Here is an 18267-nt window from a genome sequence, read left to right on the forward strand (position 1 = left end):
ATGGCCGTCACGCACGCTGACACCCATCACGATGATCACGCCCACAAGCAGGGCTTCATCGAGCGTTGGTTCTTTTCGACCAACCACAAGGACATCGGCACGCTGTACCTGATCTTCAGCTTCATCATGTTCATCATCGGCGCAGGCATGTCGGTGGTGATCCGGACCGAGCTGGCGCAACCGGGCCTGCAGCACGTCACCCCCGAGTTCTTCAACCAGATGACGTCGATGCACGCGCTGGTGATGATCTTCGGCGGCGTCATGCCGGCCTTCGTCGGCCTGGCCAACTGGATGATCCCGCTGCAGATCGGCGCGCCGGACATGGCGCTGCCGCGAATGAACAACTGGTCCTTCTGGATCCTGCCGTTCGCCTTCAGCCTGCTGCTGCTGACGCTGTTCCTGCCCGGCGGCGGCCCCGCCGGCGGCTGGACGCTGTACCCGCCGCTGTCGCTGCAGGGTGGCAGCAACGTCGCCTTCACCATCTTCGCCATCCACATGATGGGCATCAGCTCGATCATGGGCGCGATCAACGTGATCGCGACCGTGCTCAACATGCGCGCCCCGGGCATCGACCTGCTGAAGATGCCGATCTTCTGCTGGACCTGGCTGATCACCGCGTTCCTGCTGATCGCCGTGATGCCGGTGCTGGCTGGCGCGGTGACGATGCTGCTGACCGACAAGTTCTTCGCCACCTCGTTCTTCAACGCGGCTGGCGGCGGCGACCCGGTGATGTTCCAGCACATCTTCTGGTTCTTCGGTCACCCCGAGGTCTACATCATGATCCTGCCGGCGTTCGGCGTGGTCTCGGAGATCATCCCGACCTTCAGCCGCAAGCCCCTGTTCGGCTACCAGGCGATGGTGTACGCGACCGCCTCGATCGCCTTCCTCTCGTTCATCGTGTGGGCGCACCACATGTTCACCGTCGGCATGCCGCTCGGTGGCGAGATCTACTTCATGTTCGCCACGATGCTGATCGCCGTGCCGACGGGCGTGAAGGTGTTCAACTGGGTCACCACCATGTGGCGCGGCTCGATCTCGTTCGAGGCGCCGATGCTGTGGGCGATCTCGTTCGTGATCCTGTTCACCATCGGCGGTTTCTCGGGCCTGATGCTGGCCATCGTGCCGGCTGACTTCCAGTACCACGACACCTACTTCGTGGTGGCGCACTTCCACTACGTGCTGGTGACCGGCGCGCTGTTCTCCATCATCGCCGCCGTGTACTACTGGTGGCCGAAGTGGACCGGCCGCATGTACAACGAAGGCATGGCGAAGTTCCACTTCTGGTGGACGATGATCTTCGTCAACCTGCTGTTCTTCCCGCAGCACTTCCTGGGCCTGGCCGGCATGCCGCGCCGCATCCCGGACTACAACGTGGTGTTCGCGGACTGGAACCTGGTCAGCTCGATCGGCGCGTTCGGCATGTTCGCCACGCCGTTCATGATGGCCTTCATCCTGTGGCGCTCGAAGGCGGTTGGCGTCAAGGCCGAAGCCCGCGCCTGGCCGACCGCGCGTGGCCTGGAGTGGACCGTGCCGAGCCCGGCACCGCACCACACCTTCACCACGCCGCCGGTCATCCGTGACGGCGACCTCGCCCACGGCGACATCACGCACTAAGCAGTCGACAGTCATGACCCCGATCACCGACCCCTCTGACGTTGCAGCGCGCCGCAAGGCGGCGCGTCGCACCGCCATTTGGGTGGCGGTGGTCGCGGTTGCGATCTATGCGCTGTTCCTGCTCAGCGGAGTGCTCGGCAAATGAGCAACGACGCGCAGCAGAAGAAGAACAGCGCCGGCCTGGCCAAGATGGTGGTCGTGGCGATCTTCGCCTTCGGCCTGACCTTCGCGCTGGTGCCGCTGTACCGCATCGCCTGCGAGAAGGTCTTCGGCATCCGCCTGGAGCGCACCGCCGCCGAGGGCGTCGCCGATGCCACGGCACCGGCGGCCAAGCGCGTGATCACCGTGCAGTTCGACGGTGGCGTCAACTCCAAGCTGCCGTGGGACTTCACGCCCAACCAGGTCACGATGCAGGTCGTGCCGGGCGAGCAGTACGAGACGACGTACCACGCCCGCAACACCGCGCAGCGCACCATCGTGGGCAGCGCGGTGCCGTCGGTCGCGCCGGCGCGCGCCTCGGGCTATTTCAGCAAGACCGAATGCTTCTGCTTCACCGCCCAGACGCTGCAGGCCGGTGAAGTGCGCGAGATGCCGGTACGCTTCATCGTCGATCCGAACCTGCCGGCCGACGTGAAGACGATCACCCTCTCGTACACCTTCTTCAAGAACGACACGCTCACCGCACAGGCGCAAGGCACGGCGAAGGCCGCGACCACGCCGGCGTCGGCACCGTGACGTTGACCCTTTCCTCGTAATCGCACCACTCAGACGGAACGCCGCCATGGCCCAAGCCCATACGCCAGACGCCAGCCACTACTACGTGCCGCACCACAGCCGCTGGCCGTTCCTCGGTTCGATCGCGCTGTTCACCACCATGGTCGGCATTGCCGCCTGGTTCTCGGAACTGGGCACCTGGGGCAAGCCGGTGTTCTTCTTCGGCCTGGCGCTGATGGTCGGCGTGCTGTTCGGCTGGTTCAGCGACGTCGTGCGCGAGTCGGTGCGCGGCAACTACAACAAGCAGGTCGACACCTCGTTCCGCATGGGGATGATCTGGTTCATCTTCTCGGAAGTGATGTTCTTCGGCGCCTTCTTCGGCGCGCTGTTCTACGCCCGCCAGCTGGCGATGCCGTGGCTCGGCGGCGAAGGCGACGGCGTGATGACCAACGCCCTGCTGTGGCCGCAGTTCAGCGCTGCCTGGCCGAGCAACGGCCCGGGCGCGATCGGTGGCGTCTACCAGACCATCCCGGCCTGGGGCCTGCCGCTGCTCAACACCCTGATCCTGCTGACCTCGGGCATGACCGTCACCATCGCGCACCACGCGCTGAAGGCCGGCCACCGCAAGCAGCTGCTGGTCTTCCTGGGCCTGACGGTCCTGCTGGGTTCGCTGTTCCTGTTCTTCCAGGCCGAGGAGTACATCCACGCCTACAAGGAACTGAACCTGACGCTGGGCTCGGGCATCTACGGTTCGACCTTCTTCATGCTCACCGGCTTCCACGGCGCGCACGTCACGCTCGGCACGATCATGCTGGCGGTGATCTGGTTCCGCTGCCTCAAGGGCCACTTCACCAAGGACCAGCACTTCGCCTTCGAGGCAGTGGCCTGGTACTGGCACTTCGTCGACGTGGTCTGGCTCGGCCTGTTCCTGTTCGTCTACGTGCTGTAAGCACCTCGACCCGGACCAGGGTTCGCAATCGGCTACAGCGGCGTCGAAAACCTGGTCCAGCAAAAAAGCGACGGCATGCCGTCGCTCTTTTGTTTTATCGGGGCTGCTTTTTGAGTGTGTAGCGGCGGTCAGGTACCGACGCCGTGGAACTTGATCCAGCCCATGTAGTTGGCCAGCACCACCAGCAGTATCAGCGCGATGGACAGCGCGATGCGGCGGGTCAGCGCATTGACGGTGCGCTTGCTCTCGCCTTTGTCCACGAGCATGTAGTAGAGACCGGCGCCCAGGTTCCAGAGAATGACGATCAGGAAGGCGATGATCACCAGGGTCTTGAGTGAATCGTTCATGGCGGCCTCCAGTCGGCTCCATGGCAGGGCGAGGCGTTCATTATTGCAGCCGCGCGGAGCGATCGCGTGAGCAGGCGTCGTAACCTCGTCGTCGGCTGGGTCCTGGCGGTGCTGGTCATCGCCGGCTTCGTCCGCCTCGGCCTGTGGCAGACGCACCGCGCCGTCGAGAAGGAAGCGATGCTCGCTGCCGCCGCGCAGGTGCTCGAACGCCGCGATCCGCAGTCGCTGGCCGTCGCCGATGACATCAAACGCGCCCATGCCTACGACTGGGCGCTGGGCCGCGGCGAGTTCGACCAGCGCGACGTCCTGTTGCTGGACAACCAGCAGCGCAACGGCCAGGCCGGCGTGCGCGCCTACCGTGTCTTCCTGCCCGAACACGGCGGCCCATTGCTGGTCGACCTTGGCTGGCTGCCGTTGCCTGGCGACCGCAAGCTGCCGGCTGTGCCGCGACCGGAGGGCATGCTCGAACTGCGCGGCCTGCTCGCGCCGCCGCCGTCGACCGGGCTGGCGCTGGGCCCGGCACTGGGCCGTGACCACGAGGCGTGGCTGATGACGCGCGTCGACCTGGGCGCGATAGAGAAGGCCACCGGCCTGTCGGTGCCGCTGGCACCGCGCGTGCTGCGCCTGGATCCGGCGATGAAGCTGGGCTACGAGCGCGATCTCGAGCTGTTGCCCAACACGCTGCCGCCGGAGAAACACCGCGGCTACGCCGTGCAGTGGTTCGCACTGGCGCTGGCGGTGCTCGCCACCGCACTGATCCTGACTTTCCGAAAGCGCCGCCAGGCCTGAAGGACGAAACATGCAACAGCCCCACGACACCCACGACCACAACCGCAAGCGCAATCGGATTGCGCTGCTGCTGATCTTCGCCCTGTTCTTCGGCACCATGCTGGTCGCCGGACTGCTGCGCTTCTCCGGCTGGCGCCCGCACGGCAGCAAGAACTTCGGCGAGATGCTCGATCCGCCGGGCGACCTGCGCGCGCTGTCGCCGCGCCTGCTCGATGGCGGTGAGTACGTGTGGAAGAGCGGTGAGCGCACGTGGCGCATTGTGGTCGCGCCGCCGGCCGACTGCGGTGCCAGCTGCAGCAAGCTCGCCCATGACATCGACACGGTGTGGCAGCTGTTCGGCAAGGATGCCGACGACGTGCACGTGCTGTGGTCGTGCGCCACGGCCGATTGCAAATGGCCAGCGGGCACGCCGGCGCCGGCCACGCTGAAGCTGCTGCAGCCCGACCCGCGCCTGCGCGCGGGCCTGCCGCGCCTGGACGAGCGCGTGCCCGGCAAGGAAGGCGATCTGCCGGTCTACGTCGTCGATCCGTACGGCTTCGTCATTCTGCGCTACCCTCCCGGCTTCGATCCGGCCGGGCTGCGCGCCGATGTCGCCAAGCTGCTCAAGCTGAAGTGATCTCATCAAGACGCCAACCATGAACCAAGCCGTGGACTCCCAGCCTGCCGACAACCGCGCCCCGCGCGCGCTGAAGTATCGGCCGGCCACTTACCGTCACTTCCATCGAATTGCCTGGCTGGCCGTCGCGCTGGCACTGGGTGTGATCGTGTTCGGCGCGTTCGTGCGCCTGTCCAACGCCGGCCTGAGCTGCCCGGACTGGCCGACCTGCTACGGCCGTGCCGCGTGGCCGACCGTGGCCCACGAGATCGTCGACCACGCTGCCACTGCGATCCGCCCCGTCGAGGTGCACAAGGCCTGGCGCGAGCAGTTCCATCGCATGATCGCCGGCGGGCTCGGCCTGCTGACCCTGACCCTGGCGTTGCTGGCCGCGCGCAAGCGCCGCTTCGGCATCGCCCAGGTGCTGGCCGCCGCCGCGCTGGTGGCCATCGGCATCCCGATGTACATGCACGGCGAACATGTCGCCGCCTCGGCGCTGGCGATCGCCGGCGAGGCGATCCTGCTGTTTGCCGCGTTGCGCTGGAGCAACCTCGACCTGGCCCGCGTGGCCGTGATCACCCTGGCGGTGATCATCTTCCAGGCGCTGCTGGGCATGTGGACGGTGACCTGGCTGCTCAAGCCGATCGTGGTCATGGGCCACCTCCTCGGCGGCCTGCTGACGTTCTCGCTGCTGCTGTGGATGGCCTGGCGCGCGACCGGCCTGCCGATCCGCCTGGCCGAAGCGGTGACGGTGCGCCGCCTGGTGATCGCCGGCATCGTGCTGCTGGGCATCCAGATCGCACTGGGCGGCTGGACCAGCGCCAACTACGCCGCGCTCGCGTGCGGCAACGACTTCCCGCGCTGCGTCGGCCAGTGGATGCCGGCGCATGACTTCCGCGAAGCCTTCGTGCTGTGGCGCGGCATCGGCGTCGACTACGAAGGCGGCATCCTCGACGGCGAGGCGCGCATCGCCATCCAGCTCGCCCACCGGTCGATGGCGCTGGTCGTGTTCGTCTACCTGATGTGGCTGGCGGTCAAGCTGGTGCGCACGCCGGGCATGCGCGGCTGGGGCTCGCTGCTGGGCCTGCTGACGCTGGCGCAGGTCGGCCTGGGCATCGCCAACGTCAAGCTCGGCCTGCCGCTGGCCGTGGCCGTGATGCACAACGCCGGCGCGGTGCTGCTGCTGTTCGTGCTGGTCTCGCTGCTCGCGCGCCTGCGCACGCCGGAGCCGTGATGAGCACCTCTATGCCGCATGGCACCGTCAAGCAGTACTGGGACCTGACCAAGCCGCGCGTGGTCGCGCTGATCGTGTTCACCGCGCTGGTCGGCATGTTCCTGGCGGTGCCGGGCCTGCCGCCGCTGAAGGAGTCGGTGCTGGGCTTCCTCGGCATCTGGCTGGCGGCTTCGAGCGCGGCCGCGATCAACCAGCTGCTGGACTCGCGCATCGACGCCAAGATGGCGCGCACCTCGTGGCGCCCGATCGTCGCTGGGCAGATCACGCCGGCGCAGGCGCTGGTGTTCGCGCTGATCCTCGCCGCGCTGTCGATGACCATCCTGGTGGTGTGGGTCAACACCATCACCGCGCTGCTGACGTTTGCTTCGCTGATCGGCTACGCGGTGGTCTACACCGTGTTCCTCAAGCGCGCCACGCCGCAGAACATCGTCATCGGCGGCATCGCCGGCGCGGCACCGCCGCTGCTGGGCTGGGCGTCTATCACCGGCATGCGCGGCGAGTGGGACTGGCCGCACGCGCTGCTGCTGGTGCTGATCATCTTCGTCTGGACGCCGCCGCACTTCTGGGCGCTGGCGATCTTCCGTCGCGCCGATTACGCCCGCGCCATGGTGCCGATGCTGCCGGTGACGCACGGCGTGCAGTACACGCGCTGGCAGATCCTGTTCTACACCGTGCTGCTGGTCGCCGTGACCGTGCTGCCGTGGGTGGCGGGCATGAGCGGCCTGTTCTACCTCGGTGGCGCGCTGGTGCTGGGTGCGGTGTTCCTGGGCTATGCCTGGAAGCTGATGGACCCGCCCGACGAGATGTACGCGATGAAGGTATTCAACTACTCCATCGTCTACCTGATGGCGCTGTTCGCCTTCCTGCTGCTCGACCACTGGCTGCTGCCGTACCTGCAGCCGGCGGCCGTGATGGAATTGCAACCGGTACGCTGAGCCAACCTTTCCAAACCAACCGACGGAACTGCCAATGCTTAAACAGCGAGATCGCCTGACCCTGTCGTTGTCCTCGCTGTTTGTTGCATTGGCCTTCGCCGGCACCGCGCCGGCCCAACCCGTCACCCCCGGCCAGCCCGCAGAAGGCAAGGGCGAGGTGGTGGTGACGGCGCAGCGCCTGTTCGATGCGCGCAGCGGCCGTTACGTCGACAGCCCGCAGGTGCTGATCCGCGACGGCCGCATCGTCTCGGTCGGCCATGCCGGCGATGCCGCGCCGGCCGGCGCGCGTCGCGTCGACTTGCCCGGCATGACCCTGCTGCCGGGCCTGATCGACATGCACGTGCACCTCGATAGCGACCCCAGCTACGGCGGCTACACCGGCCTGCAGTTCAACGACCGCTTCTGGTCGATCCTGACCGTGCCGCACGCGCAGAGCACGCTGATGGCCGGCTTCACCACGGTGCGCAACGTCGGCTCCGATGCCTGGAACGACGTCGGCCTGCGCCAGGCCATCGAGGAAGGCAAGGTCATCGGCCCGCGCGTCGTCACCGCCGCTTATGCGTTCGGCGCCACCGGCGGCCATTGCGACTCGACCTTCTTCCCGCCGTCGATGCACCAGCAAAGCGAGTTCAACGCCGACAGCCCGGAAGAGGCGCGCAAGCGCGTACGCGAGCTGCGCAAGTACGGCGCGCAGGTGATCAAGATCTGCGCCACCGGTGGCGTGTTCTCGCGCAACACCGAGCCGGGCCAGCAGCAGATGAGCTATGAGGACATGAAGGCCGTCGCCGACGAGGCGCACCTGTGGGGCCTCAAGGTCGCCGCGCACGCGCACGGTGCGCACGGCATCAAGGACGCGATCCGCGCCGGCATCGACACCATCGAGCACGCCAGCCTGATCGACGACGAAGGCATCCGCCTCGCCAAGGAGCGCGGCGCGTGGCTGTCGATGGACATCTACAACACCGAGTACACGCAGACCGAAGGCAAGAAGAACGGCGTGCTGGAAGACAACCTGCGCAAGGACCGCGAGGTCGCCGACATCCAGCGCGAGAACTTCCGCAAGGCCAACAAGGCCGGCGTGAAGATGGTCTACGGCACCGACGCGGGCGTGTATCCGCACGGCGACAACGGCAAGCAGTTCGCGGTGATGGTGCGCTATGGGATGACGCCGGCGCAGGCGATCCAGGCGGCGACGGTCAATGCGGCGCAGGCGCTGGGGCGTGAGGACGTGGGCCTCGTGGAGGCCAATCGATGGGCCGACATGATCGCGGTCAGCGGTGATCCGGTCCAGGACGTGACGGTGTTGGAGTCGGTGCCGTTCGTGATGAAGGGCGGTGTGGTGGTGAAGGGCGCTTCCGCACGGTGAGTGGTCCCGGGTGCGCTTCGCTTACCCGGGCTACGGTGGGGTTGTGGCTGCTCGTCCCGGGTGCGCTTTGCTTACGCGGGCTACGGTGTGGTGGGGCTTCGTGGTCCCGGGTGCGCTTTGCTTACCCGGGCTACGGTGGGGTTGGGGTAGCCCGGGTAAGGCCGCAGGCCGCACCCGGGGGCATCACGGTTGGGTTGCCGCTATGGCGGTACCGGTCGCCGTGATCAGGGGCTTGGCCGAGACCAGCCGTGACGGATCGAGCAGCGCGCCCATGGTCGGGTCGCCCGGGTAACGCGTGCCGTCGAACTCGAGCGCGACTACGCCCGAATCACCCTCGCCGCCCACCGTGACCATCAGGTCGTGCCAGCCGTGGCTGGTGCGGTCGGCCACCGCGATCGGCGCGCGCGTGGAAATCGAATCGCTGACCAGGCGGTAGCCGTCGGCACCGCCGCGGAACACCAGCAGCGTGCAGCCGCCGGAGTCGCACCAGTTCTGGTCGTCGAGCAGCATCAGCAGGTCGTTGGTGCCGTCGCCATCGAGGTCGGTGCTGGCGTCGCGATGGGCGGGTACTTCACGGATGCTGCGCGAGGCGAGGAAGTCGGCCAGCGCCTTGCCGACGCGGTCCTGCTCGCTCACTTGCGCCGGCGCCTGCAGCGCGACTTCGGTGGTCGTACCCGAATGCTCGGCACAACCTGCGATCAGCAAGCTAAACAGGGGAACCCAGCACCGTACTCGCATGACCACGCTCCAATGACTGAAGCGAGCGTAGGCGCATGCATGTCGCGGCCGGGTCAACGTGCAGCGACGTTGGCCCGGCTACGTGTGGCACTGTTCAGGCGCGTCTTGTTCAGGAGCCCGGCGACTGCGCGCCGATCAGGTGCTGCTGCCAGAACAGGATCGAGGCGGCGCCGAAGTAGTCGACGTTGGCCTTCTTCCGGAAGCCATGCCCTTCGTCGTCGAACAACAGGTACCACACCGGCTGGCCGTTGCCGCGCACCGCCTTCACGATCTGCTCGGCCTCGCTGTAGGGCACGCGCGGGTCGTTCTTGCCCTGGGCGACGAACAGCTGGGAGCTGATGCGGTCGGCATGGTTGAGCGGCGAGATCCGGTCGAACACCACCGCCATCGCCGGGTCGCGCTCATCGCCGTACTCGGCCCTGCGCAGGTCGCGCCGGTAGTTCTCGGTGTTCTTCAGGAACGTGCCGAAGTGGGAGATGCCGACGATGTCGATGCCGGCCTTGATGCGGTCGCTGTAGTGCATCAGCGACGACAGCACCATGTAGCCGCCGTAGCTGCCGCCATACACGCCGACGCGCCCGGCATCGAGCCCGGGCTGCTGGCCGACCCAGTCGAGCAGGGCGCCGATGTCCTTGACCGAGTCCTCGCGCTTGGCGCCGTTGTCGAGATCGAGGTAGGTCATGCCGTAGCCTTCCGAACCACGCACGTTCGGCAGCAGCATGGCCACGCCCAGTTCGTTGGCGAGGAACTGCGCGGTCGGGTTGAAGGTCGGCAGCGACTGGCCTTCCGGGCCGCCGTGGATGTTGATCACCACGGGGATGCGCTTGCCGGCCGGCACGTTGGCCGGGCGGTAGTAGAACGCCGGGATCATGCGCGGCTTGCCATCGACGCTGTCGAAGGTCGGGTAGTGGACCAGCGTCGGCGCGACGAACTTCGACGGGTCCAGGCCGCCGACTTCGCTCTGCGTCCAGCGCGTGAGCGAGGCCTTGGCCAGGTCGATCACGTGGACGTCGCTGGGCGAGGTCGCCGAGTTCATCGTCACCGCCAGGCGGTTGCCGTCGGGCGAGAAGCCCAGGTTCACGACCAGGCCGATCGGCAGCTCGGGCAGCTTCACCCGCCGGTGCGAGGGCAGGGCGAGCACGTGCAGCTTGTAGATGCCGTCTTCGTTGGTGGTGTAGGCCAGGTGGCGGCCGTCGTCGGCGATCTCCAGATCCTCGACGTCCCACGGCGTGTTGGCCGTGAGCACTTCGAACTTGCCGGTAGCGGGATTGTGGAAGCGCAGGGTGTGGAACTCCTGTGCCTTTCCGGCCACCGGCTCGTTGGAGATGAAGTACACCGTCTTGCCGTCCGGTGCGAACTTGAAGTCCTTGAACGAGGCCTTACCGCCGTCGACCGGGAACATCTGCAGCTTGCCGGTGTCGACATCGACCACGCCCGGATAGGCCTCGGCCGCCGAGACGTAGCGCATCACCAGCAGCATCTTGCCGTCGGGCGAGAAGTCCATCGCGTTCCACGCGCCGCCTTCGGTGATCAGCGCGCGCGACTTCTTCGTCGCGAAGTCCATCACCCACACATCGGTGTCGGTGCCGTTGCGCACGGTGCTGCTCCACGCGAAGCGGCGGCCGTCGTGGGAAAACAGCGGCCCCTGGTTGCGCGCCTTGCCGTCGCTGAGCAGGGTGGTGGCGCGCGTCTTCAGGTCGAACCAGTGCAGCTGCCAGAACTCGTTGCCGCCGACGTCCTTGCCGAAGACGAAGCCGTCGAGCCTGGACTTGGCCGGTGCGGCTTCGATCGCCGCCAGCGGTTCGGGATAGAAGGTGAGCTGCTCGCGCATGCCCAGCGGCTGGCAGACGCGGTGCGCCTGCGCGGTCTCGGCGAAGCGGGTGCTGATCAGCATGCAGTCGCCGCTCCAGCCGGCGAACGTGGCGCCGCGGGTGTTCTGGTAGCGGTTGAGCTGTTCGACCAGGGCCGGGGGGATCGCCGGGATGTTCTCGCTGGTGCGGTTGCCGACCTGTTCGCGGGCGACTGCCGGTGCCTGCCGGGCCGCGGCGGGCAGCATGCAGGCCAGGAGCAGGACGGGCAGCAGGCTGGAAGGGCGTGGCGTCATCGCAGGGTCCCCCGAGTGGAGGACCAAGCTTAGCGTGGGGGTGATGGGGCGCCGATGGACGGAAGTCACGTCCCGGAGCGATCGGAACCGCTGCCGTCAGCCGCGCGGAATGGCCCGTGCCCGGCTCGCGCGCAGGCTCAGCAGCTCGCGCATCTCGTGCTTCTCGGCCTCGTCCAGCTCCGAGGTGCGGCGCGACTGCAAGGCCTCGATGCGCTGCTGGATGGCCTGTTCCTCCAGCCGCGAGACTGCGTCGAGGAAGACCTGCTGGCGCTTGTCGGCATCGTCGAGCACGCGCGCATCGAGCGGCGTCGCGGCCGTGGTCTCCACTGCGCGCGCCGTCGCCAGCTTGGTCAGCGCCGGCGCTTCGGCGCGATCGGCGAAGTGCTCGAGGATCAGGCCGGTCGAGATGTCGGGACGCTCGTGCACCAGCTCGACCAGTTCCACCAGCAGGCCGACGCCGGGCTGGTCGAGCGAAGCGAAATGCAGCGACGACGGCACCGCCAGCGCAATTGCCGGCTGCTGCAGCAGCATGGTGATGGCGCTGCGCACCAGCGACGGCTTGTTGGCCGTCGGCGCGCTCGCGCGCTGCGGGCGCTGCGCGGTGGATTCCGGGCTGTTGGCGCGCGCACCCACGCCGGTCAACTCGGTCAGGCGCTGCTTCATCAGGTCGCCGAAGGCGCCGTCGGGAATCTGCGCCAGCAGCGGCTTGGCGCGCTCGGCCAGGCGGCCGCGGCCTTCGAGCGTGCTCAGGTTGACGTCGCTGGAGAGCGAGTCGAAGAAGAACTGCGACAGCGGCGTGGCCTCGCGCAGGCGCAGCTCGAAGCCATCGCGGCCTTCCTTGCGCACCAGCGAATCGGGGTCCTCGCCTTCGGGCAGGAACAGGAAGAACGCCTGGCGGCCGTCCTTCATGCGCGGCAACACCGACTCCACCCCCTTCCAAGCGGCGCCGCGGCCGGCGCGGTCGCCGTCGAAGCAGAAGTACACGTCGGGCGCGTTACGGAACAGCAGCTCGGCGTGGTCGGGCGTGGTCGCCGTGCCCAGCGTCGCCACGGCACAGTCGACGCCGTGCTCGAACAGCGCGACGACGTCCATGTAGCCTTCGACGACGATGAGCTTTTCGATCTTGTTGTGCGCCTGCCGCACCTGCCACAGGCCGTAGAGTTCGCGACCCTTGTGGAAGAGCGCGGTCTCGGGCGAGTTGAGGTACTTGGGGCCGTCGTCCTTGTCGAGGACGCGACCGCCGAAGGCGATCGTGCGCCCGCGCCGGTCGTGGATCGGGAACATCACCCGGTCGCGGAACTTGTCGTAGACGCGGCCGCTGTCGTTCTTCGAGAACAGGCCGGCGCGTTCGAGCAGCGACATGCGTCGCGCATCGGTGCCGAGCGCATCGCGCAGCGCGTTGAAACCGACGGGCGCGTAGCCGATGCCGAACTGCGTGCGGACCGCGGCGCTGACATCGCGGCCATCGAGGTAGGCCTGCGCCTTGGGGCTGGCGGCGAGCTGCTTCTGGAAGAACTTCGACGCGGCCTCGACGGCGGCATAGAGGTCGACGCTGTCGGGATTGACGTTGCGCTGCTGGGTGTCGCGCGGCACTTCCATGCCGATGCGCTTGGCCAGCTCTTCGACCGCGTCGAGGAACTCGAGGCGGTCGTAATTCATCAGGAAGCTGATGGCGGTGCCGTGCGCGCCGCAGCCGAAGCAGTGATAGAACTGCTTGGTCGGCGAGACGGTGAAGCTCGGCGAGCGCTCGTCATGGAACGGGCAGCGCGCCGAGTACTCCTTGCCCTGGCGCTTCAACGGCACGCGCGACCCGATCAGCTCGACGATGTCGGAGCGGGCGAGCAGGTCGTCGATGAATGCGTCGGGGATGCGGGCCATTCGGAGCTTTGTACCGCGTCCTGCGCTGGTTCGGGAGGTGGGGTTGGTACTCCTCCCCTGCACGCAGGGGAGGGAGCAAGGCATCAACCCGCCAGGCGCTTCTTGACCAGCACCGACACCTGGCCCATGTCGGCCTGGCCGGCCAGCTTGGCCTTCAGCGGGCCCATCAGCTTGCCCATGTCGGCCGGGCCGGTGGCGCCGGTCTCGGCGATGGCGGCGTCGATCGCGGCCAGGATCTCGGCCTCGCCCATCTTGGCCGGGACGTAGCGCTCGATCACCACGATCTCCTCGCGCTCGACCTGGGCCAGGTCCTCGCGATTGGCCGCCTCGTACTGGCTGACCGAGTCGCGGCGCTGCTTGACCATCTTGTCGAGCACGGCGATCACGGCGGTGTCGTCGAGCTCGATGCGCTCGTCGACTTCGCGCTGCTTGATGGCGGCGTTGATCAGGCGGATCACGCCCAGGCTGTGCTTGTCGCCGCTCTTCATCGCGGCCTTCATGTCATCGGTGAGTCGCGTCTTGAGGCTCATCGGGCAGCTCCCTGGCAAGGATTCGGGACATAAAACTCGGAACACAAATTTCAGAAACACAAAAAGCCGGCGGCGCATGGGCGCGGCCGGCTTGTGTGATGCGCTCGTTGGCGGGTCCGCGCGCTGCGCGGGGCCCGCTGGGGCGATCAGTACAGGCGCTGACGCTTGGTCACGTCACGCGAGGCGCGACGCGCCTGGCGCTTCACCGCCGCGGCGGCCTTGCGCTTGCGTTCCTGGGTCGGCTTCTCGTAGAACTCGCGCTTGCGGGTCTCGGCCAGGACGCCGGCCTTCTCGCAGGTGCGCTTGAAGCGACGCAGAGCAAACTCAAAAGGCTCGTTTTCGCGGACTTTGACGCTGGGCATACGTAATCTCGTTTCGGGAACCGGCCCGGGCAGGCCGGGGAAGAGCCGCGCATTATAGCGATGGCCGCCTTGAAGGTGCAACATGGTTCCCCCATCAAGTGCGCAGGCCCTTGATTTCAGTCCGGAACCGCCTCCAGAGGCGCTGCCGGCACACCAGATCCCCCCGGGAAACCGACCTTTGAAAGTCCTAGGCATCGAAACCAGCTGCGACGAGACCGGTGTGGCCGTCTACGACACCGACACCGGCCTGCGCGCGCACGCTTTATATAGCCAGATCGCCCTGCACGCCGAGTACGGCGGCGTGGTGCCGGAGCTCGCCAGCCGCGACCACGTCCGCAAGCTGCTGCCGCTGGTCCGCCAGACCCTGTCCGAGGCCGGCATGACCACCTCCGACCTCGACGGCGTCGCCTACACCGCCGGTCCCGGCCTGGTCGGGGCGCTGCTGGTCGGTGCCGGCGTGGCCCGCTCGATGGCCTGGGCGCTCGACGTGCCGGCCATCGGCGTCCACCACATGGAAGGCCACCTGCTGGCGCCGCTGCTGGAGGACGACCCCGAGCGCGGCCGCCCGGAGCCGCCGTTCGTGGCGCTGCTGGTCTCCGGCGGCCATACCCAGCTGGTGCATGTCGAAGCCATCGGCCAGTACCGCCTGCTCGGCGAGACCCTCGACGACGCTGCCGGCGAAGCCTTCGACAAGACCGCCAAGCTGATGGGCCTGCCGTACCCGGGCGGTCCGCAGCTGGCGGCGCTGGCCGAGCAGGGCACGCCGGGGACGTTCAGGTTCTCCCGGCCGATGACCGACCGGCCCGGCCTGGATTTCAGCTTCAGCGGGCTCAAGACCCAGGTGTTGCTGGCCTGGCGCGACAGCGACCAGTCCGACCAGACCCGTGCCGACATCGCCCGCGGTTTCGAGGACGCGGTGGTCGAGACCCTGGCGATCAAGTGCGGGCGCGCGCTGGACGCGGCCGGCTGCGGGACGCTGGTGGTCGCCGGCGGCGTCGGCGCCAACAAGCGCCTGCGTGCGCGGCTGGAGGAGATGGCGCAGAAGCGTGGTGGTCGCGTCAGCTTCCCGCGTCCGGCGTTCTGCACCGATAACGGCGCGATGATCGCCTTCGCCGGCGCGCTGCGGCTGCAGGCCGGCCAACACGGCGACCTGGCGGTGCGGGTGACGCCGCGCTGGGACATGGCAACGCTGGAAGTCGTGGGTTCGCCGTAACATTCCCCACCCCTCTGACATCGTTGCGGCCATCGCCCCCATGGACCACGTTTTCATCGAAGGCCTCGAGATCGAGGCACTCATCGGCATCTACGACTGGGAGCGGCGCATCCGCCAGCCGCTCGTGTTCGACATCGAGATGGCCTTCGACAACCGCATCCCGGCGGCCAGCGACGCCATCGAGGACACGCTCAACTACAAGGCGGTCAGCAAGCGCATCGTCGACTACGTGTCGCAGTCGGATTTCGGCCTGGTCGAGACGCTGGCCGAGCGCGTGGCCGCGATCATCCTCGAAGAGTTCGGCGTGAAGCAGGTGCGGCTCAAGCTCAGCAAGCCCGGCGCGGTGCGCGGCGCGCGCGCAGTCGGCGTGTCGATTGTGCGTTCGGCGGGCTGACGTCGCGCATGAGCCTTGCCTACCTGAGCCTCGGCAGCAACGTCGACGCCATCAAGCACCTGCGCGCTGCCGTGCTGGCGATGCGCGAGCGTTTTGGTGAGGTCGTGCTGTCGCCGGTGTACCGCACCCGCGCCGTCGGCTTCGACGGACCTGACTTTTTCAACGCCGCGGCCATCATCGCCACCGACCTGGAACCGCAGGCGCTCAACACCTGGCTGCACGCGCTGGAAGACCTCCACGGTCGCGACCGCAGCGGTCCGCGCTATGGCGACCGCACGCTCGACATCGACATCGTGCTGTTCGATGACCGTGTGCTGGAAGGCGACGGCAACCTGCGCATTCCGCGGCCGGAACTGAAGCATGCGTTCGTGCTGCGGCCGCTGGCCGAGATCGCGCCCGACGTGGTGGTGCCCGGCAGCGGCCAGACGCTGGCGCAGCTGTGGGCCGCGCATCCGGAGCATGGCGCGGTGTGGGAGGCGGTCGCGCTCTAGACCAGGGCACGTCGTTCCCGCGAAGGCGGGAACCCAAGGACGTGCGCTGTTCGGTGGCGGAGCGCAAAGCCAACGTCCTTGGATTCCCGCCTTCGCGGGAATGACGGGTGCAATTGGGTCGACGGTCCGCTTTCCGCACCCACCCCACTTGCCCTCGAGGCCGCGCGGCCCGAGGATGCGCTCTCGATCCATGGGGGTCAGCTCCATGGGCATCCGCAAGGGGAGTGCGATGTTCGAGAAGTTCTCGCGCAGTTGGGAGCTGGTGAAGGCGAGTGCGGCGGTGCTGCGCTCTGACAAGGAGTTGATGGTCTTCCCGATCGTCTCGGCCGCCGCCACGCTGGTGGTGCTGGCGACGTTCATGGTGCCGATGCTGGGCTGGCGCATCTTCCAGCACGGGTTCGGTGCGACCGGCCTGGTGTGGATGTTCCTGTTCTACTTCTGCCAGTACACGGTGATCATTTTCTTCAACTGCGCCCTGGTCGGCGCGGCGATGATCCGCCTGGAAGGCGGCGATCCGACGCTGGCGGACGGTATCAATGCCGCCAAGGCGCGACTGCCGGCGATCCTTGGTTACGCCGCGATCGCGGCCACGGTGGGCATGCTGCTGCAGGCCCTGCGCAACAAGGAGAACAACTTCCTCGTGCGCATGCTCGGCAGTGGCCTGGGTGCGGCGTGGACGCTGGCGACGTTCCTGATCGCGCCGGTGCTGGTCAGCGAAGAGATCGGTCCGGTCGAAGCGCTGAAGAAGAGCGCCGGCCTGCTGCGCCATACCTGGGGCGAGAACGCCATCGGCAACGTCGGTATCGGCCTGGCCTTCAGCCTGATCATGATCGGCGTGGGCATCGTTGGCGCGTTGATTGCCTTCGTCGCCGCGCAGCTGTCGATTGGCCTGGCCGTCGCGATCGTGATCGTGTTCGTGATCGCGCTGTTGCTGCTGGGTGTGTACCAGGCGGCGCTGAGCGGCATCTACTCGGCCGCGCTGTACCGTTACGCGACGCAAGGCGAGACGCCGCCGGAGTTCCAGAGCCTGCGTTTGGAACAGGCGTTCGCTACGAAGTAAGCAAAGGCGCCCCTCTCCCTGGCCACGTTCGTGGCCGTCCCTCTCCCACAAGGGGAGAGGGAAATCGGGTGCCGGGCGTTGCCCTCTCCCCTTGTGGGGTGAGGTGATGTCGCTTGCGAGCCATTGGCTCGCGCATCGCCGAACGCCACCGCGCCATGCGCGGTGGCTGGGGGCCGGAGGCGGGACAGGCGCAAAGCGCCAGGGAGAGGGAGTCAGGCGTTCAGCAGCCTGCCGCCGTCCAGATGCAGCACCTGACCGGTGCTGTATCTGGCATCCACCAGCAGCCAGCGCACTGCTTCGGCGACTTCCGCCGGCGTGCCGGTGCGGCCCATCGGCGTGCGACCGAGCATCGCTTCCTGTGCAGCGACATTCGCCGATTCCTCCGGCCACAGGATCGCGCCGGGCGACACCGCGTTGACGCGCACCTCGGGCGCGAGCTCCAGCGCCAGCGAGCGGGTCATCATCAGCAACGACGCCTTGGCCATGCAGTAGAGCGAGTGGTCGCGCAACGGCCGCTCGCCGTAGATGTCGGCCATGTTGACGATGCCGCCGTGCGCCGCGCGCAGGTGCGGTGCGGCCGCCTGGGCGAGGAAGAACGGCGCGCGCGCATTGCTGGCGAACAGCTGGTCCCATCGTTCCGGCGTCGCCGTGCCAAGCGGCGTCGGGCTGAAGCTCGACGCGTTGTTGACCAGCGCGTCGAGCCGGCCGAAGTGGCCGACGGTCTGCGCGACCAGTTCCGGCAGGCGGTCGAACTCGGCCAGGTCGGCCTGCAGCACCAGGGTGCTGTCGGGCCGGTGGGCTTCGAGTTCGGCGGCCAGTGCATCGGCTTCCGCGCGCGAGCTGCGGTAGTGCAGGGCGAGGTCATGGCCGGCGGCGTGCAGGGTGCGCGCGATCTGCGCGCCGATGCGCTTGGCGCTGCCGGTGATCAGGGCGACGGGGCGGGGGGCTGGCATG

General features: G+C 67.6%; 20 protein-coding genes. 13 read left to right on the forward strand and 7 right to left on the reverse strand.

Annotated elements, in window-relative coordinates; all coding sequences use genetic code 11:
* From ctaD to ACFOPO_RS05370, 4 genes are read left to right on the forward strand one after another with little or no spacing between them, the layout of a single operon-like run.
* Entirely contained in the window at positions 1 to 1614 is a 1614-nt protein-coding gene (gene ctaD / locus ACFOPO_RS05355) for a cytochrome c oxidase subunit I (protein WP_386701671.1), read from the forward strand.
* A 13-nt stretch (positions 1615 to 1627) separates the two neighbouring features.
* A complete protein-coding gene (locus ACFOPO_RS05360) occupies positions 1628 to 1759 on the forward strand; it encodes a hypothetical protein (RefSeq protein ID WP_386701673.1) in 132 nt (43 codons plus the stop codon).
* Positions 1756 to 2349, forward strand: coding sequence for a cytochrome c oxidase assembly protein (locus ACFOPO_RS05365; RefSeq protein WP_386701675.1), 594 nt, complete (start codon positions 1756 to 1758; stop codon positions 2347 to 2349). The genes ACFOPO_RS05360 and ACFOPO_RS05365 overlap by 4 nt, the downstream gene beginning before the upstream one ends.
* A 46-nt stretch (positions 2350 to 2395) precedes the next feature.
* Positions 2396 to 3277 (forward strand): cytochrome c oxidase subunit 3, encoded by an 882-nt coding sequence (locus tag ACFOPO_RS05370; protein WP_386701677.1) that lies wholly within the window; start codon positions 2396 to 2398, stop codon positions 3275 to 3277.
* A 128-nt stretch (positions 3278 to 3405) separates the two neighbouring features.
* On the opposite strand, the gene ACFOPO_RS05375 is transcribed toward ACFOPO_RS05370, so the two are convergent.
* Positions 3406 to 3624 (reverse strand): twin transmembrane helix small protein, encoded by a 219-nt coding sequence (locus ACFOPO_RS05375; RefSeq protein WP_241917638.1) that lies wholly within the window; start codon positions 3622 to 3624, stop codon positions 3406 to 3408.
* A 66-nt stretch (positions 3625 to 3690) separates the two neighbouring features.
* Here ACFOPO_RS05375 and ACFOPO_RS05380 point away from each other — a divergent pair, with 66 nt between their 5' ends.
* Genes ACFOPO_RS05380 through ACFOPO_RS05400 form a run of 5 tightly spaced genes read left to right on the forward strand, consistent with a single transcriptional unit; the run spans position 3691 to position 8543 of the window.
* Positions 3691 to 4413 carry an SURF1 family protein gene (locus ACFOPO_RS05380; RefSeq protein ID WP_386701679.1) on the forward strand — a complete coding sequence of 241 codons (723 nt, stop codon included), beginning with the start codon at positions 3691 to 3693 and terminating at the stop codon, positions 4411 to 4413.
* A gap of 10 nt (positions 4414 to 4423) precedes the next feature.
* Entirely contained in the window at positions 4424 to 5029 is a 606-nt protein-coding gene (locus ACFOPO_RS05385; protein WP_386701681.1) for a hypothetical protein, read from the forward strand.
* A gap of 19 nt (positions 5030 to 5048) precedes the next feature.
* Entirely contained in the window at positions 5049 to 6242 is a 1194-nt protein-coding gene (locus tag ACFOPO_RS05390) for a heme A synthase (protein ID WP_386701683.1), read from the forward strand.
* Positions 6242 to 7177, forward strand: a complete 936-nt coding sequence (locus ACFOPO_RS05395; protein WP_386701685.1) for a heme o synthase — start codon at positions 6242 to 6244, stop codon at positions 7175 to 7177. The genes ACFOPO_RS05390 and ACFOPO_RS05395 overlap by 1 nt, the downstream gene beginning before the upstream one ends.
* A gap of 34 nt (positions 7178 to 7211) precedes the next feature.
* The gene (locus tag ACFOPO_RS05400) at positions 7212 to 8543 is read left to right on the forward strand and encodes an amidohydrolase family protein (RefSeq protein WP_386701687.1); all 1332 of its coding nucleotides are present in this window, start codon (positions 7212 to 7214) and stop codon (positions 8541 to 8543) included.
* A 183-nt stretch (positions 8544 to 8726) separates the two neighbouring features.
* Here the strand turns inward: ACFOPO_RS05400 and ACFOPO_RS05405 are convergent, their stop codons facing one another.
* The 5 genes from ACFOPO_RS05405 to rpsU form a co-directional block, all read right to left on the reverse strand.
* Positions 8727 to 9248, reverse strand: coding sequence for a hypothetical protein (locus tag ACFOPO_RS05405; protein ID WP_386701689.1), 522 nt, complete (start codon positions 9246 to 9248; stop codon positions 8727 to 8729).
* A gap of 142 nt (positions 9249 to 9390) precedes the next feature.
* Positions 9391 to 11385, reverse strand: coding sequence for a S9 family peptidase (locus ACFOPO_RS05410; RefSeq protein WP_386701691.1), 1995 nt, complete (start codon positions 11383 to 11385; stop codon positions 9391 to 9393).
* Positions 11386 to 11481: 96 nt separating this feature from the next.
* A complete protein-coding gene (gene dnaG, locus ACFOPO_RS05415) occupies positions 11482 to 13263 on the reverse strand; it encodes a DNA primase (protein ID WP_386701693.1) in 1782 nt (593 codons plus the stop codon).
* A gap of 83 nt (positions 13264 to 13346) precedes the next feature.
* A complete protein-coding gene (locus tag ACFOPO_RS05420) occupies positions 13347 to 13793 on the reverse strand; it encodes a GatB/YqeY domain-containing protein (protein WP_386701695.1) in 447 nt (148 codons plus the stop codon).
* Positions 13794 to 13939: 146 nt separating this feature from the next.
* Positions 13940 to 14155, reverse strand: coding sequence for a 30S ribosomal protein S21 (gene rpsU, locus ACFOPO_RS05425; protein WP_031371286.1), 216 nt, complete (start codon positions 14153 to 14155; stop codon positions 13940 to 13942).
* Positions 14156 to 14333: 178 nt separating this feature from the next.
* Between rpsU and tsaD the strand changes: the two genes are divergently transcribed.
* The 4 genes from tsaD (at position 14334) to ACFOPO_RS05445 (ending at position 17313) form a co-directional block, all read left to right on the forward strand.
* Positions 14334 to 15368, forward strand: coding sequence for a tRNA (adenosine(37)-N6)-threonylcarbamoyltransferase complex transferase subunit TsaD (tsaD, locus tag ACFOPO_RS05430; protein ID WP_386701698.1), 1035 nt, complete (start codon positions 14334 to 14336; stop codon positions 15366 to 15368).
* Positions 15369 to 15408: 40 nt separating this feature from the next.
* Positions 15409 to 15762 carry a dihydroneopterin aldolase gene (folB, locus tag ACFOPO_RS05435; protein ID WP_386701700.1) on the forward strand — a complete coding sequence of 118 codons (354 nt, stop codon included), beginning with the start codon at positions 15409 to 15411 and terminating at the stop codon, positions 15760 to 15762.
* 8 nt (positions 15763 to 15770) lie between these two features.
* On the forward strand, positions 15771 to 16253 hold the full coding sequence (gene folK, locus ACFOPO_RS05440; protein ID WP_386701702.1) for a 2-amino-4-hydroxy-6-hydroxymethyldihydropteridine diphosphokinase: 483 nt from the start codon (positions 15771 to 15773) through the stop codon (positions 16251 to 16253).
* Positions 16254 to 16458: 205 nt separating this feature from the next.
* On the forward strand, positions 16459 to 17313 hold the full coding sequence (locus tag ACFOPO_RS05445) for a DUF6159 family protein (RefSeq protein WP_386701704.1): 855 nt from the start codon (positions 16459 to 16461) through the stop codon (positions 17311 to 17313).
* Positions 17314 to 17525: 212 nt separating this feature from the next.
* On the opposite strand, the gene ACFOPO_RS05450 is transcribed toward ACFOPO_RS05445, so the two are convergent.
* Positions 17526 to 18266 carry a pteridine reductase gene (locus ACFOPO_RS05450; protein ID WP_386701706.1) on the reverse strand — a complete coding sequence of 247 codons (741 nt, stop codon included), beginning with the start codon at positions 18264 to 18266 and terminating at the stop codon, positions 17526 to 17528.
* Between the last annotated feature and the right edge of the window lies 1 nt (position 18267).

Source organism: Lysobacter sp. GCM10012299 (assembly GCF_042649405.1).
Lineage (GTDB): Bacteria > Pseudomonadota > Gammaproteobacteria > Xanthomonadales > Xanthomonadaceae > Lysobacter_J.